At 62.2% G+C, this 14467-nt stretch carries 14 protein-coding genes; 7 read left to right on the forward strand and 7 right to left on the reverse strand.

The annotated features are described in order from the left end of the window. Positions 1–72: 72 nt before the first annotated feature. From J8I29_RS16330 to J8I29_RS16340, 3 genes are all read right to left on the reverse strand, one after another. Entirely contained in the window at positions 73–534 is a 462-nt protein-coding gene (locus J8I29_RS16330) for a tetratricopeptide repeat protein (RefSeq protein ID WP_209432458.1), read from the reverse strand. A 172-nt stretch (positions 535–706) separates the two neighbouring features. Then, complete coding sequence (gene trmFO / locus J8I29_RS16335; RefSeq protein WP_105864502.1) at positions 707–2119, reverse strand: methylenetetrahydrofolate--tRNA-(uracil(54)-C(5))-methyltransferase (FADH(2)-oxidizing) TrmFO; 1413 nt, start codon at positions 2117–2119, stop codon at positions 707–709. 274 nt (positions 2120–2393) lie between these two features. Further along, a complete protein-coding gene (locus J8I29_RS16340) occupies positions 2394–2549 on the reverse strand; it encodes a DUF1127 domain-containing protein (RefSeq protein WP_082979542.1) in 156 nt (51 codons plus the stop codon). 646 nt (positions 2550–3195) lie between these two features. Here J8I29_RS16340 and J8I29_RS16345 point away from each other — a divergent pair. Next, positions 3196–4278, forward strand: a complete 1083-nt coding sequence (locus J8I29_RS16345; RefSeq protein ID WP_209432459.1) for a hypothetical protein — start codon at positions 3196–3198, stop codon at positions 4276–4278. On the opposite strand, the gene J8I29_RS16350 is transcribed toward J8I29_RS16345, so the two are convergent. Next, positions 4198–4998, reverse strand: coding sequence for an extracellular solute-binding protein (locus J8I29_RS16350; RefSeq protein ID WP_209432460.1), 801 nt, complete (start codon positions 4996–4998; stop codon positions 4198–4200). The genes J8I29_RS16345 and J8I29_RS16350 overlap by 81 nt on opposite strands. A 271-nt stretch (positions 4999–5269) precedes the next feature. Beyond that, positions 5270–8194 carry an excinuclease ABC subunit UvrA gene (gene uvrA / locus J8I29_RS16355; protein WP_209432461.1) on the reverse strand — a complete coding sequence of 975 codons (2925 nt, stop codon included), beginning with the start codon at positions 8192–8194 and terminating at the stop codon, positions 5270–5272. Between the two features lie 144 nt (positions 8195–8338). Here uvrA and arfB point away from each other — a divergent pair, with 144 nt between their 5' ends. Further along, positions 8339–8764: an alternative ribosome rescue aminoacyl-tRNA hydrolase ArfB gene (gene arfB, locus J8I29_RS16360; protein WP_209432462.1), complete on the forward strand. Its 426-nt coding sequence runs from the start codon at positions 8339–8341 to the stop codon at positions 8762–8764. Between the two features lie 60 nt (positions 8765–8824). On the opposite strand, the gene J8I29_RS16365 is transcribed toward arfB, so the two are convergent. Next, on the reverse strand, positions 8825–9481 hold the full coding sequence (locus J8I29_RS16365) for an HAD family hydrolase (protein ID WP_209432463.1): 657 nt from the start codon (positions 9479–9481) through the stop codon (positions 8825–8827). A gap of 132 nt (positions 9482–9613) precedes the next feature. Between J8I29_RS16365 and J8I29_RS16370 the strand changes: the two genes are divergently transcribed. Continuing rightward, entirely contained in the window at positions 9614–10144 is a 531-nt protein-coding gene (locus J8I29_RS16370) for a RecX family transcriptional regulator (protein WP_209432464.1), read from the forward strand. A 67-nt stretch (positions 10145–10211) separates the two neighbouring features. Beyond that, positions 10212–10691, forward strand: a complete 480-nt coding sequence (locus J8I29_RS16375; protein ID WP_209432465.1) for a DUF2938 domain-containing protein — start codon at positions 10212–10214, stop codon at positions 10689–10691. A 4-nt stretch (positions 10692–10695) separates the two neighbouring features. Here J8I29_RS16375 and J8I29_RS16380 read toward each other — a convergent pair whose 3' ends face one another. Beyond that, the gene (locus J8I29_RS16380; RefSeq protein WP_209432466.1) at positions 10696–11187 is read right to left on the reverse strand and encodes an MEKHLA domain-containing protein; all 492 of its coding nucleotides are present in this window, start codon (positions 11185–11187) and stop codon (positions 10696–10698) included. A 215-nt stretch (positions 11188–11402) separates the two neighbouring features. On the opposite strand from J8I29_RS16380, the gene J8I29_RS16385 reads away from it, so the two are divergent. The 3 genes from J8I29_RS16385 (at position 11403) to J8I29_RS16395 (ending at position 14456) form a co-directional block, all read left to right on the forward strand. Continuing rightward, positions 11403–12290 carry a dihydrodipicolinate synthase family protein gene (locus J8I29_RS16385; RefSeq protein ID WP_209432467.1) on the forward strand — a complete coding sequence of 296 codons (888 nt, stop codon included), beginning with the start codon at positions 11403–11405 and terminating at the stop codon, positions 12288–12290. 115 nt (positions 12291–12405) lie between these two features. Beyond that, the gene (locus tag J8I29_RS16390) at positions 12406–13065 is read left to right on the forward strand and encodes a GntR family transcriptional regulator (RefSeq protein ID WP_209432468.1); all 660 of its coding nucleotides are present in this window, start codon (positions 12406–12408) and stop codon (positions 13063–13065) included. Between the two features lie 56 nt (positions 13066–13121). Continuing rightward, positions 13122–14456: a sugar ABC transporter substrate-binding protein gene (locus J8I29_RS16395; RefSeq protein ID WP_209432469.1), complete on the forward strand. Its 1335-nt coding sequence runs from the start codon at positions 13122–13124 to the stop codon at positions 14454–14456. Positions 14457–14467: the final 11 nt, after the last annotated feature.

Consider the following 14467-nt stretch of genomic DNA (forward strand, 5'->3'; position numbering starts at 1 on the left):
AAGCTCGAGCAAACTCGAAGGCGCTTAAGGGAATTGCATCGGCGCTGGCCCGAACGGGTCAGGCGGGACTGACTATTTCGACTTGGCGGCCTGTGCCAGCGCCTTCTCGAGGTCTTCGCGCTCTTCGCAGCCCTGGGGGCAAAGCTTGACCAGGGCCGCAAGATTTTGCTGGGCCTTGGGAAGATCGCCGTTTTCAATGAAGAGCTCGCCCTGATATTCCAGGGCTCCCTTGTGGTTGGGATCGATGGCGAGCGCCTTCTCGTAAAAGGTTTGCGCGGTCTTGCGGTCTCCGCTCTTGCGCAGGCTGAAGCCGAGCAGATTGTAGACGTCGGGATCTTTCGAGCCCTGGTCGGCCAGGGGTTGGAGGGCCGCTATGGCGGCTTTGTAGTCCTCCACCTTGATCTGGGCCCGGATGGAGGCGAGGTCGGGCGTCGCCGCAGCAGCAGGGGCGTCGGATGAGGTGTCGGCAGCCGAGGCCGGGCCGGTGGCGAGAAGCAGGGCCAAGGCGGACGCAAGGCCATGGAGGCGGGGCATGGCAGGATCCTGTTCGTAGAGGACGAGGCGGGATTAGAAACGTCGATCGGATCTCCGGTTCCTGCCATGATATGGGGCGGGCAGGAGCCGGAAGCAGGCTACATCCTTATCGAGGCGCTGCCCATCCTGCTTCCTGGTCCAGGACGGCAAGCGCCTCGGCAACCTGCGATGCTCAGGCCGGAAGATGCTCGCCTGCGGACGCCTTCTTCCAGCCTTCCAGGGCTTCCAGGGCCCTGGCGCTCATTGCCTTTTTCTTGGCGAGGGCCTTTTCGCTGCCGCGCAGCCGCTTTCCGCCTTCCCCCTTGGGGGCGAGTTCCAAAGGCGGGAACAGGCCGAAATTGACGTTCATCGGCTGGAAGGAGCGTGGTCCTGCGTCCTCGCTGACGAGATGGCCGCCGGTGATGTGGTTGAGCAGGGCGCCGAGAGCCGTCGTGGCCGGCGGTATCGTAACGGGCCGGCCAAGGCGTTCAGCCGCGGCGAAGCGGCCCGTCATCAGGCCGACGCTCGCACTTTCGATATAGCCTTCGCATCCGGTGATCTGGCCGGCAAAACGCAGGCGCGGCTGCGTTTTCAGGCGCAGCGTCGAATCCAGCAGCACCGGCGAATTCAGATAGGTGTTGCGATGCAGGCCGCCCAGACGAGCGAATTCGGCATTTTCGAGCCCGGGAATCAGGCGGAAGACACGCACCTGTTCGGCATATTTCAGCTTCGTCTGGAAACCGACCATGTTGTAGAGCGTGCCGAGCGCATTGTCCTGGCGCAACTGCACGATGGCGTGAGGCTTGACGTCGGGATTGCGGGGGTTGGTGAGGCCGACCGGCTTCAGCGGTCCGAAGCGCAGGGTTTCGCGGCCGCGCTCGGCCATGACTTCGATCGGCAGGCAGCCATCGAAATAGGGCGTGCCCTCGAACTCCTTGAAGCTTGTCTTGTCGCCGGCAAGAACGGCGTCGAGAAAGGCTTCGTACTCCTCCTTGCTGAGGGGGCAGTTGATATAGTCGGCACCGGTACCGCCAGGGCCCGGCTTGTCGTAGCGCGACTGATACCAGGCGATGTCCATGTTGATGGATTCGCGATGCACGATCGGTGCGATCGCATCGAAGAATGCGAGCGAAGTTTCGCCGGTGAGGGCAGCAATGGCATCGGCAAGCGGCTTGGAGGTGAGGGGACCGGTCGCGACGATGACATTGTCCCAATCAGCCGGCGGCAGGCCGTCGACATGTTCGCGCCGGATCTCGATCAAGGGATGAGCCGTCAGCCGTTGCGTCACCGCGGCCGAAAAGCCGTCCCGGTCCACTGCCAGGGCACCGCCGGCCGGGACTTTATGGATGTCTGCGCAGGCCATGATCACCGAGTCCAGCCGGCGCATTTCCTCATGGAGCAGGCCCACGGCATTGGTCTCGGCGTCGTCCGAGCGAAAGGAATTGGAGCAGACGAGCTCGGCGAAGTCCGTGGTCTTGTGGACTTCGGTCGGCTGCACGGGGCGCATCTCATGGAGGATGACGGGGACACCCGCCTGGGCGGTCTGCCAGGCGGCTTCGGAACCGGCGAGGCCGCCGCCGATGATATGAATGGGGCTGATGGTCATGACCGGCTTTTAGACCATCGGGCTTCGCGATTGAAGCTCCGGCACAATAAAAAGCCGCCCTGGAAGGGCGGCTATCTGGCGCTCGGCCTCGGTCCTGCGAGACGGCACCTACGACTTTTCGCTTAGGCACGATATCATCGTAGCCCGATCGCCGGCCGGAATGCCACCAGCTGGCAAAAGCGATACGACTTTCCACTGCAAAAGATGGACACGCGGGCGGATCGTCGAAACTGTACCAATGAGCCATGCAGCCCATTGGTCATTACCTGCAAGATTAGGCGCGGGCGGCCTGACGCGCGATTGCGCGAACGTCGGCAGGGTTGATACCGATGTCGGCCAAATCGCGTCCGTTCAAGCGCCTGAGCTCGGCCAGCGTCTCGCGCTCACGGCGCCAGATGCGGACACGTTCGATCAAAGCTGCGAACAACATGATAAGGTTCCTCTTCTGTGAACCTGCGTTGAAGCGAATTCCTCAACGCCGTTCACATTCTCTATATGCCCGGTTTTGGCCGAACGAGGTAGATGCTGCATTGCACAACAATCATGCGGTTTTTGCATGCCGCATTGCCGCCTTTGTCAGAAAACCGTCAAGAACGGCTTCCTTGAAATTGACGTGATGCGTGCTGTGCATATCTCTTGAGGCCCTGGTCCCTACGAAATTTCGGGATTGAGCGCCTGAAAAACAAGTGGTGGTATCGGCCTAATACCACCAGACAAACATGATCATACCGCTAGGCATAATTGGCAGGGAGCAGCGCTGATCTGCGCCCAGGAATGCCTGTCGAGACTTAGCAGGCCTTACCCACCAGTAGTACCGCTATACACCAAAGTTGGACTTGGCTTCCTGAGGTGCTGATATGCTATAGGGAGCCCACAAAGTAGGAATAATCAAAAATCTATGGTGCGTTTTACGGCGCGTACATTAAAGATATATTCAAATATAAAATTGCGTAAATCCTGCTAAATATTGCATAGCCTATTTGTTTCGAAGTCATTTATTTATTTTTGGTGGGTCCTGAGCTTACGTGACGCCGAAGTGCACCGAACCCTTGGAAGGTTAGCGGGAGACTGGAGCAATGACGACGAACGGTTCAGGAGATGGCCCGGAGAAAAGCGACCGAAAATATCTGCTGGTCGCGCGGATCGGGCCGAAGAGTCTTCATGCCCAGTGGTTGGCCGCCGGCGTGGAAAGAAATTACGACGTCTTCCTCAGCAGCTACGACACCAACTTGCCCGAAATTCGCGAGGACGGTGTCTATCTCGAATATCGCGGGGGCAGCAAAGTCGCAGGTTATGCTGGTTTCTTGCGCGAGCACGCTGATTTTCTGGCTCGGTATAAATATATATGTTTTTTCGACGACGATATCGAGGCGTCTCCCGCTTGCATCAACGGGATTTTTTCACGCTGCGATGAGTACAATCTCAAGATCGCGCAGCCGGCGCTGACCTGGGATAGCCATTTCACCTATGCCTGCCTGCTGCAGCAGAAGCGATATGCTCTGCGCTATGTCAATTTCGTGGAGATGATGTGCCCGGTCTTCCGGCACGACATTCTCGAACGGATCGCGCCGCTTTATGCCCTGGGATATGAAAGCGGCATCGACCTCATCTGGTGCAACCTTGTGGCGGAAGACCCGCGCGATTTTGCCGTGATCGACGAATTCCCGGTTCGGCATACCGAGCCGGTGGGCGGCAACAAGAGCGCCAACGGCTTTGCCGACGGGCGTCTTTATGAGGACGATATTCACGCCATTCTCGCGCTGTTTCGCGTACCCTGGCTGCGGGCCACACCATTCTCCGCCATCGGCCGGTCGGGGCGCGTCACGAAGGGGCGTACGAGCCTGTTGCTAGGGGCCCTTATCCTGCTGGCGGCAGCGCCCCTGCGCAGACCGGTGACGGGGCGCCTGCGTGCCATCCTGGTTCATTGGCGCCATCTGTGGCGGGGAGCCGCCGGGAATGTCCGCACGCGATTTCCGATGGAACCCGCCGAGACATACGTCGCCCAGGGCGCTCGCCCATCACGCAAGCCGATAGACAGTGCAGGGCAGCGGATGCCGACGTCGGTTGTGTCGCTTCGTTCAGGGGCGAGTCGGCAGGCCGACTGGCGCGAAACCGTATCTGCCGAAAGTGGCCTGACCTTGCGGCGAGAGAATCGCTAGCATCAGCGCCACCGCAGCGGCATTGTCGGTGCGCGCCAGAGCCAGGCCATATTCGGGGCCGGTCTCATAGGCTTCAGGAACCTCGACGACATCCAGCTTGGGTGTGGCTGCCTTGCGCTGAGCCGCGCCGCTGCAATAGCCCATCATCACATTGATCTGGCCGGACTTGAAAGCGTCGGCAATCGGATCTTCCCCGGCTTGAATGGGGGCGGCCGAGCCCCCGACGATTTTCTTGGCCTTGGCTTCCAGCTTGACGAAGGCGCCCGGGTTTCGCTTGTCGATCAGCTGGAACATCGCCCAGGTGTAGTCGCCGCCGGGGTCGGCCTTGGGCGTCGACGTGCCGAGCTTCACGGCTGGATCGAGCAGGCGTTCGGCAAAATTGGCGCCGGAGAGCCTGGCTTCCGGGAGGGCGAAGGCGCAAAGCCGGTTGCGGGTGAACATGACGACGGCACTCGCCAAGCCATCCTTCTGCAATTTGACGGGACTGGCCATGTCCGCCGAGGCCAGGATGTCGACTTTGTCGCCCTGCTCGATCTTTTCCCGCATCAGGCCCGAAGGACCGAAGTCGGTGCGCACCTTGATGCCGCTCTTCCGGCTGAAATCCTGCACGATGTCGCTCAACACCGCACGCAGGCTGCCGGCGCCATAGAGCACCACCTCGTCAGCCCGGGCGGCGGCGCCGCCGAAGAGCAGGCAAGAGGCGAGCAGGACCCTGAGCATGTGCATCTCCCGGAAACGGAACGGCTGTGCCGACTCGTTATATATGTATGGCTATAGCGTTAGCCGTCAAAACGCCCGCTTGGCAATGGTTTTGCTGCGAGGGGAGATTGGCAACGGAAGGCGGCGCGCAGCCGGCAGCCCGGGATCGTTGGCGGCGCTCCTGGCAGAGTTTCCTCGCCCGGCATGTTCAAGAGGGTCGATCTGGAGATCGACCCTCCAAGCCCGCGCTGCCGCCAAGGCTCACGGGCGAGGGGCCCGCCTTCCAGGCAAGCTATTCCGCGGCTTCACCCCGGCGCCCTTGGGGGCGACGCTCCATCACCTCGCGCAGGAAGCGCCCGGTATGGGAGCGCGGTTCGCGGACGATCGCCTCCGGCGTGCCTTCGGCAACCACCTCGCCACCGCCGTCGCCGCCTTCCGGCCCCATGTCGATGACCCAGTCGGCCGTCTTGATGACTTCGAGATTATGCTCGATCACCACCACGGTGTTGCCCTGTTCGACCAGCTCATGCAGCACTTCCAGGAGCTTGGCGACGTCGTGGAAATGCAGCCCGGTGGTCGGCTCGTCGAGGATGTAGAGCGTTCGCCCGGTGGAACGACGCGACAATTCCTTGGAGAGCTTCACGCGCTGGGCCTCGCCGCCCGACAGGGTGGTCGCCTGCTGGCCGACCTTGACATAGCCCAGGCCTACCCGCGCCAGTGTTTCCATGGTGTTGCGGATGGTCGGCACGGCTTTGAAGAATTCGGCCCCTTCGTCGACGGTCATGTCGAGCACGTCGGCGATCGACTTGTTCTTGAAGCGCACGTCCAGCGTCTCGCGGCCGTAGCGCTTGCCCTTGCAGACGTCGCAGGTGACATAGACGTCGGGCAGGAAGTGCATCTCGATCTTGATGACGCCGTCGCCCTGGCAGGCCTCGCAGCGCCCGCCCTTGACGTTGAAGGAGAAACGTCCCGGCAGATAGCCGCGCGCCTTTGCTTCGGGCAGGCCGGCGAACCATTCCCGGATGGGCGTGAAGGCACCGGTATAGGTCGCCGGATTCGAGCGCGGCGTGCGGCCGATCGGCGACTGGTCGATATCGATGACCTTGTCGATCAGTTCCAGGCCGTCGAGCTTGTCATAGGGTGCGGGGTGCTCCAGCGCGCCGTTCAGCTTGCGGGCAACGGCCTTGTAGATGGTATCGATCAGCAGGGTCGACTTGCCGCCGCCCGATACGCCGGTGACGCAGGTGAACAGGCCGAGCGGGATCTCGACCGAGACATCCTTGAGATTGTTGCCGCGGGCGCCCGTGAGCTTCAGAGCCTTGCCTTTCTGGCGCCGGCGGCGTTCGGCCGGCATGGGGACCGAGAGTTCACCGGTCAGATATTTGCCGGTAAGGGACGCCGGATTGGCCATCACCTCCGAAGGCGTGCCCTGGGCCACGATGCGCCCGCCATGCACGCCGGCGCCGGGGCCGACATCGACGACATGATCGGCCTGCAGGATGGCGTCTTCGTCATGCTCGACGACGATCACGGTGTTGCCGAGCTCGCGCAGGCGCCGCAGCGTTTCGAGCAGGCGTTCATTGTCGCGCTGATGCAGGCCGATGGAGGGTTCGTCCAACACATAGAGCACGCCGCTGAGACCAGATCCGATCTGAGAGGCGAGGCGGATGCGCTGGCTCTCGCCGCCCGACAGGGTTCCGGAATTGCGGGCCAGCGTCAGGTAATCCAGGCCGACATCGACCAGGAAGCGCAGGCGCTCGCGAATCTCCTTGAGGATGCGGACGGCGATCTCGTTCTGCTTGGCGCTGAGTTCGGCGGGCAGCGCTTCGAACCAGTGTTGGGCCTGGCGCACCGACATTGCCGAGATCTCGCCGATATGCTTGTGCGTGACCTTGACCGCCAGCGACTCCGGCTTGAGGCGGAAACCGGCGCAGGCCTTGCAGGGCGTATTCGCCATGAAGCGCGAAATATCCTCGCGGGCCTGCTCGGAATCGGTCTCCTTCCAGCGCCGCTCCAGATTGGTCACCACGCCCTCGAAGGCCTTGCGGGTCTCGTAGGAACGCAGGCCGTCATCGAAGGAAAATACGATCTGTTCCTCGCCCGAGCCGTAGAGGAACACCTGCTGTACCTTTTCCGGCAGGTCCTTCCAGGGCGTGGTCACGCCGAATTTGTAATGCTTGGCGAGCGCGTCGACCGTCTGGCTGTAATAGGGGCTGGTCGATTTCGCCCAGGGCGCCAGTGCGCCCTTGCGCAGCGACAGCGTTTCGTCGGGTACCACCAGGACGGGATCGACCGTCATCTCGGTGCCGATACCATCACAGGACGGACAGGCGCCGAAGGGATTGTTGAAGGAAAACAGCCGCGGCTCGATCTCCGGAATGGTGAAGCCCGAAACGGGGCAGGCGAATTTCTGGCTGAACATCACGCGCTTGGGCGAGCCGTCGGCCTCCTTCTGGTCGGCCAGTTCGACCACGGCAATGCCGTCGGCAAGTTCGAGGGCCGTCTCGAAGGAGTCGGCCAGGCGGCTGGCGATGTCGGCGCGCACCACGATACGGTCGACCACCACGTCGAGATCATGCTTGAGCTTCTTGTCGAGGGCAGGAGCGTCGGCGATCTCATAGAAGGTGCCGTCGATCTTGACGCGCTGGAAGCCGCGCTTGAGGAAGTCGGCGAGTTCCTTGCGGTATTCGCCCTTGCGCCCGCGTACGACAGGGGCGAGCAGGAACAGGCGGGTGCCCTCCGGCATGGCCATGACGCGGTCCACCATCTGGCTGACCGTCTGGCTTTCGATCGGCAGTCCCGTCGCCGGCGAATAGGGGATGCCGATGCGGGCCCAGAGCAGGCGCATATAGTCGTAGATCTCGGTGACCGTTGCCACCGTCGAGCGCGGATTGCGCGAGGTGGTCTTCTGCTCGATCGAGATGGCGGGCGACAGGCCGTCGATCTGGTCGACGTCCGGCTTCTGCATCATTTCGAGGAATTGACGCGCATAGGCCGACAGGCTCTCGACATAGCGCCGCTGCCCCTCCGCATAGATGGTGTCGAAGGCGAGCGATGACTTGCCCGAGCCGGAAAGGCCGGTGAACACCACCAGCTTGTCGCGCGGGATTTCGAGATCGACATTTTTGAGATTGTGCTCGCGAGCGCCGCGTACGGTAATGAAGCGGCGATCGGCAGGCGATGGAACAGCGCTGCCGGAGGTGGGGCGGCCAGACATACGGACGATCCTGTGGGCTTTCGGGCTGAGATAGGCGCTTTGGCTCGCAAATTGAAGGAGGGGTTCTGAAAATACAAGAACAATTCGTGAACTTATCCGCAGAATTTAGCGGCATGGCCCAAAGTCATGCGCTATGCAGGCCTCATGATTGAAATTACCCCCAGTTTGTCCATCGACGAGCGCGAAATCATCGAAGATTTCGTTCGCTCCTCCGGTCCCGGCGGACAGAACGTCAACAAGTTGTCGACGGCGGTGCAATTGCGTTTCGACATCCGCACCTCGCCCTCGCTGCCGAACGATGTCGCCATCCGCGCTCAGAAGCTCGCCGGGCGCAAGCTGACGCAGGAGGGGGTTGTCGTCATCCTCGCCCAGCGTTTCCGCACCCAGGAGCGCAATCGCGAAGATGCCCGCGAGAGACTTGTTGCGCTGCTGCGCGAGGCCGCCACGCCGCCCCCGCCGCCCCGCAAGGCAACCAAGCCTTCCAAGGCCGCCAAAGCGCGGCGGCTCGAGTCGAAATCGCGTCGCTCCAACGTCAAATCGCTGCGCGGCGGCAAGATTTCGATGGATTGAGATCGGCGGCTTTTGCTGGATTGCCGCGACGAAGACCGGCAATGACAACAGCCCCCGATCTCAAGCCAGGATCAGTGCCTTCACCTCGTCCATCGTGTGCGCGATGTGATCGGCGCCTGCCGCGACCAGGGTTTCTTCGCTGGGCGGCATATGATGCAGCCCGCCGACGAAGCCGATCGCCGTCATACCGGCGGCCTTGGCTGCCTTGATGCCGACCACGCTGTCCTCGACCACCACGGTATCCGCGGGTTCTGCCCCGAGAACCTTTGCCGCATGAAGAAACAGGTCCGGCGCCGGTTTTCCCTGCGCTACCAGCTGCGCGCTGAAGATGTTGGGATAGACCAGTTCGAACAGGTTGGTGATGCTGAGGCCAAGGCCGAGCTTGGCGGGGGGGCTGTTGGAGGCGACGCAATAGGGCATCGGCAGGCTTTGAAGCACGTCGCGCACGCCTGGAATGGGTTCCAGACGGGCTACATAGGCCGCCCGAAGCATGCGACGCGTGGTCTCGGCATGGTCCGGCGGCAGCCTGACGCCGAAATCCTGCTCGAAACGCTCCTCCAAGGCCTCCTGGGTCAGGCCCAGGAAACGCTGCATCACGTCATGGGCGGTGACTTCTACGCCGAGGGCCGACAGTGCCTCGGCTTCGACTTCCGCCGACAGAATCTCGCTATCGACGAGAACGCCGTCGCAATCGAAAATCACCAGAGAGAAGGACATGGGAACCGCCTGATCCGAGAAGACGTGCAGAGGCCGGCGTGCCGCGATTCTTGTCAAGCCAGGTCCGAGCCCGGTGATGATGGCGCGCGGCCATGAGTTCCGGCAAGTTCTTTCCAACGATTCGAGGCCGCCATGTCCGTCATCCCGTCGCTGAGCCGCGAAGAAAGCTGGATGCGCAAGTCCGCGCTCCATTATCTCGGCCAGCGGTCGACCAGCGTCGCCAATCTTCGCCAGGTCTTGCAGCGGCGGGCGCGCCGCAGGCTCGGGCCGGACGTGGATGTGGCCGAAATGATCGAACGCACGATCGACTATTGCCGGCAATATGGCTTCGTCGACGACACCAGTTTCGTGGAGGCTCGCCTTCATGCCGGCCGCAGTCGGGGGCTTTCCGCACGCCGCATCGGCGCAGCCTTGGCGGCGAAGGGGATCGATCGCACCCTGATGGCACAAGTTTTCGCGGGCGAGGACCGGCATGACGCGGAAGAAAGGGCGGCTGCCCGCCTGGCGCAGCGCCGGCGGATCGGTCCCTGGCGCCGTGAGGAAAGGGCTTTCGAGATCGAGAAGGAGATTGCCGTGCTGGCCCGCGGCGGTTTCAGCATTTCGCTGGCCCGCCGTATCATCACCGGCGATCCCGACGAAATCCGCGCTCTTCTCGAGGCCTGAGAGCTTGCGCCGGCCAGTCGCCCGGTGTTTTGTATGATGAATTCACGGTGGGCTTTGCGGATTCGGTATGTTCGAGCTTCTCTGGCGCGGCGTCGCGATCGGTATCGGTGCAACGGTCCTGATGGATCTGTGGGCGCTAGTGCTGCACAAATTCTTCGGTCAGAACCTGCCGAACTGGGCTCCGGTCGGCCGCTGGTTCTGGCACCTGCAGTATGGCCGCGTCTTCCATGACGATATCGCCAAGGCGTCGCCCTATGATCATGAATTGGCGCTGGGCTGGATCGGCCATTATGTCGTGGGCATTCTCTACGGCATTATGCTGGTCGTTTTCATGGGCAGTTCCTGGCTGGCGAACCCGACCTTCCTTCCCGCCTGGATCTGGGGCATCGTCACGGTCGGCGCCGGCTGGTTCCTGCTGCAGCCAGGGCTCGGCATCGGTTGGGCCGCCTCCAAGACGCCTAATCCCAACAAGGCGCGCCTGCTCAACCTGATGGCGCACACCGTGTTTGCGCTCGGACTGTGGGGAACGGCGCTGCTCATTCGCTGAAGCATCAGCTCACATTGCGCCAGGATGAGAATGTCGCAGCCTGGCCATGGCGGTTGCCTGCGTCGTCGAATATTTCCCAGACGATGGCCTTCTCGATCAGGAAGCGGCGGCCGGATTTGGCGACACGAATGCCCCGATAGTCGGAAATGAAGCCCTGCTTCTTCACGGTGTCGAGCAAGCGCTGGCGTTCGCTCCGATCTGGAAATTCCGCTGACAGGCGGGATGGAAGTTGCGTCAATTCCTCCCAATCATATTCAAAACATGCCTGCACAGCCTTGTTTCCATAGATGAATATGGGATCCGCCCTGGTGTCGTGAGCCAGGAGGCAGAAGGGTGCCTCGGCATAGAGCCAATCGGCGGCAGCCTGGTTTTCGAAGCGATCGGGAAGAAGGCCTTGGCCCGTAAGGCGATGAAGGCTGCGATCGAGCAAGGCGGCGAAATCGGCATTGCGTGCGAGGTTGGGCCAGCCGGCGGCGAGCCTTTCGGATGAAATCATTATCGGCCAGAAGTCGGGCGCTTTGTCGGTCCGGCTTGCAGCTGCGCCGAGCCGAAGCCGTGAAGTGAGCAATGCCCTTATTTCCATTGGCGCAATCTCCCGGGTCAAGCCTGTGAGCAGAAATATTGTTCAGACAAACATGGCGTCTGTCTTGCGACTGACATGTCAGTCTGTTATCGAAGATTGCATATTGAGATTTCGATGGAATTATTGGGATGGCAGAGGAACGTTTCGGTCTTTCGGCGGCATTGACGACGCCGTTCGACTCCTGGGGACAGATTGATGCGGTCCGTGCCGTCGCCCACGCGCGCTGGTGCCTTGCCCATGGCTGCAGCAGCGTCACGCTGTTCGGCACCACCGGGGAGGGCGCTTCGATCGGCGCCAGCGAACGCCAGGCTTTGCTCGCCGCTTTCCTGGCTGAGGGCGTAGAGGCCAGGCAGATCGTCATCGGTGTGATGGCCAACGCCATCGCCGATGCCGGATTACAGGCGAAACAGGCCCTGGATGCCGGGTGCCGCGGCGTGCTGCTTGCGCCCCCTTCCTATTTCAAGGGACTGCAGGACGACGGTTTGTTCGCCTGGTTCGCGGCTGTGTTCGAGGCTATCGGACCCCAGGCCAGGGGCATTTATCTCTACAACATTCCCTCGGTCACCGCGGTGGAGCTCTCGGTCGATCTGATCGCACGGCTGAAGCAGGCCTTTCCGGCGGTGGTGGCCGGCGTCAAGGATTCCTCGGGCAATTGGGCATTCACCCAATCCCTGCTGGCTGCCCACCGCGATCTTGCCATCCTGATCGGCGACGAGCGAGGCCTTGCTGCCGGTGTGCGTCTGGGCGGGCAGGGGGCGATTTCCGGCATGGCGAACATCTGCCCCGAACGCATGCTCCCCATGGTGCAGGAGGGGCGGGACGACAGCGGGCTGACCGCCTTTGTCGACCAGCTCGTTCGCTATCCGGTGATCCCGGCGGTCAAGGCAATGGTTGCCCATCGCACCGGCGATGCGGCATGGTCCGCCACGAGGGCGCCGCTGGTCGCGCTGTCGGATAATGACGCCAGGACACTGGCCGGGCTGTTGGATCGTATCGGGCAGACGAAGGCGGCCTGAAGCGTTTTGCGGTTTGCCGGAATCGGCAGGAATCGCAAAAAGCGTCGAAACGAAGAGGCGGAGCAGGCAAGCGTGCGGTCACCGACGCGCGCTGCTGCGGATCAGGGAGGGGCGGATGGACGAGGGAGGCGAGCCGCTGCGACTGCGGGAAAAGGCCTATGCCAGTTTCACTCGCCATCTCCTGGCGCGCGATGTCCGTCCCGGCCAGTTCGTGTCGCAGCGCGAACTGGTGGCGCTGACGGGGTTGCCGCTCGGCGCCATACGCGAACTCGTGCCGCGCCTGGAGGCCGAAGGCCTGCTTTCCACCATCCCGCAGCGCGGCATCCAAATCGCCCATATCGATCTCAATCTCATCCGCGATGCCTTCCAGTTCCGTCTCTTTCTGGAAAAGGAGGCGATCGCGCTGTTCACCGTTTCGGCATCGGATGCCGTGGTCGCGAAACTGCGCCGCGAGCATGAGGACATGCTCGCCCGGGGGCTGGCCGAAGAGCTCGCACCCGAGATCGTCGAGCAGGCCCAGGCGATCGACTGGAACCTGCATGACACCATCATCGATGCGGTCGGCAACGAGATCATCGCCAAGGCCTACCGGGTCAATTCCATCAAGATGCGCCTGATCAATCAGGAGCGCTTCCGGATCGACGGCCGGGTGGTGCCGGTCATGCGCGAGCATCTGGCCATTCTCGCTGCGATCGAGAGCCGCGAGCCGCAAAAGGCGGTGGATGCCATTGCCGAACACATCAACAACGCCCGCGCCCTGGCGCTGAAGGTCTAGCGCCGGGACGATCTGCGAGACAGACGATCCATAAGAAGCTTTGGGAGGAGAAACCTATGAGTTTTGATTTGTTGAAGCCGTCGCGTCGCCAATTTCTGGCCGGTTCAGCCGCATTCGGTGCCGCTGGCCTTGCCGGCCTTCGGCCTGCCTTCGCAGCTGTCGACTGGAAGAAATATGCCGGCACCACGCTCGAGGTGAACCTGATCAAGAGCCCGCGCGGCGATACGCTGCAGAAATACCAGAAGGAATTCGAAGAGCTGACCGGCATCAAGGTCAATGCCGAGCAGACGCCCGAACAGCAGCAACGCCAGAAGGCGGTGATCGAGCTGACCTCCGGCAAGCCGAGCTTCGACGTCATCCATGTCAGCTATCACGTACAGAAGCGCCAGTTCGAGAAGGCCGGCTGGCTGGCTGATCTCGGCCCGTTCCTCAAAAATCCGGAACTGACGGATCCTTCCCTAGTCGAGAGTGATTTCGCTGCCGCGGGTCTCGCTTTCGCCAAGGACAAGAATGGCCGCTTCGGGGCGCTGCCTTTCTCGGTCGACTACTGGATCGTCTATTGGAACAAGGATCTGTTCGCCGCCAAGGGGCTGGAATATCCCAAGACCTTCGAGGAGATGGTCAAGGCGGCCGAAACCATCACAGATGCCGACAACAACATTTCCGGCTTCGTGGCGCGCGGTGCCAAGAACGCCAATGTGCCGGTGTGGACCAGCTTCCTGCTCGGCCATGGCAAGAGCCCCGTCGGCGCGGACGGTTCGCTGCAGACCGATTCCGCCGAGGCGATCGAGGCTGCCGCGCTCTACCAGCGCCTGATGACCAAGTCGGCTCCGCGCGGCGTCACCGGTTTCAACTGGGCCGAATGCCAGTCCGCCTTCCTGCAGGGCAAGGTCGGCATGTGGCTCGATGGCGTCGGCTTTGCCCCGCCGCTGGAAAATCCGCAGAAGTCCCGCGTGGTCGGCAAGGTCGGCTATGGCGTGATGCCCAAGGGGCCGGCTGCACAGGCCTCCGCCACTTTCGGTGACGGCATCGGCGTCACCGAGGCCTCGGCCAAGAAGGAAGCCGCCTATCTCTATTGCCAGTGGGCGATTTCCAAGGAGATGGGCGCGCGCCTGCTGCAGGCTGGAGCCGGCGTACCGTTCCGCAATTCGATCCTTGGTGACGCCAAGGTGCGCGAAGGCGTCACCATGCCCGGCAGCTGGGTCGACTGCGTCGCGCAATCGGCGCCGATCAGCCAGCTCGGGCTTCCCGTGATCATTCCGGTGACGGAATTCCGCGACATCATCGGCGTCGGGCTGACCAATCTGCTCGGCGGTGCCGATCCGGCGGCCGAGATGAAGAAGGCGACGGAAGCCTTCAAGCCCGTGCTCGCCCGCAGCGAGGCGCAATGAGCGTCCAAAGC

This window comes from Labrys sp. LIt4, from assembly GCF_017813775.1.
Lineage (GTDB): Bacteria > Pseudomonadota > Alphaproteobacteria > Rhizobiales > Labraceae > Labrys > Labrys okinawensis_A.

Excerpts from the sequence above, each read along its gene's own strand:
- J8I29_RS16330 (WP_209432458.1), bottom strand. The coding sequence starts at position 534 with ATGCCCCGCCTCCATGGCCTTGCGTCCGCCTTGGCCCTGCTTCTCGCC.
- trmFO (WP_105864502.1), bottom strand. The coding sequence starts at position 2,119 with ATGACCATCAGCCCCATTCATATCATCGGCGGCGGCCTCGCCGGTTCC.
- J8I29_RS16340 (WP_082979542.1), bottom strand. The coding sequence starts at position 2,549 with ATGTTGTTCGCAGCTTTGATCGAACGTGTCCGCATCTGGCGCCGTGAG.
- J8I29_RS16345 (WP_209432459.1), top strand. The coding sequence starts at position 3,196 with ATGACGACGAACGGTTCAGGAGATGGCCCGGAGAAAAGCGACCGAAAA.
- J8I29_RS16350 (WP_209432460.1), bottom strand. The coding sequence starts at position 4,998 with ATGCTCAGGGTCCTGCTCGCCTCTTGCCTGCTCTTCGGCGGCGCCGCC.
- uvrA (WP_209432461.1), bottom strand. The coding sequence starts at position 8,194 with ATGTCTGGCCGCCCCACCTCCGGCAGCGCTGTTCCATCGCCTGCCGAT.
- arfB (WP_209432462.1), top strand. The coding sequence starts at position 8,339 with ATGATTGAAATTACCCCCAGTTTGTCCATCGACGAGCGCGAAATCATC.
- J8I29_RS16365 (WP_209432463.1), bottom strand. The coding sequence starts at position 9,481 with ATGTCCTTCTCTCTGGTGATTTTCGATTGCGACGGCGTTCTCGTCGAT.
- J8I29_RS16370 (WP_209432464.1), top strand. The coding sequence starts at position 9,614 with ATGTCCGTCATCCCGTCGCTGAGCCGCGAAGAAAGCTGGATGCGCAAG.
- J8I29_RS16375 (WP_209432465.1), top strand. The coding sequence starts at position 10,212 with ATGTTCGAGCTTCTCTGGCGCGGCGTCGCGATCGGTATCGGTGCAACG.
- J8I29_RS16380 (WP_209432466.1), bottom strand. The coding sequence starts at position 11,187 with ATGATTTCATCCGAAAGGCTCGCCGCCGGCTGGCCCAACCTCGCACGC.
- J8I29_RS16385 (WP_209432467.1), top strand. The coding sequence starts at position 11,403 with ATGGCAGAGGAACGTTTCGGTCTTTCGGCGGCATTGACGACGCCGTTC.
- J8I29_RS16390 (WP_209432468.1), top strand. The coding sequence starts at position 12,406 with ATGGACGAGGGAGGCGAGCCGCTGCGACTGCGGGAAAAGGCCTATGCC.
- J8I29_RS16395 (WP_209432469.1), top strand. The coding sequence starts at position 13,122 with ATGAGTTTTGATTTGTTGAAGCCGTCGCGTCGCCAATTTCTGGCCGGT.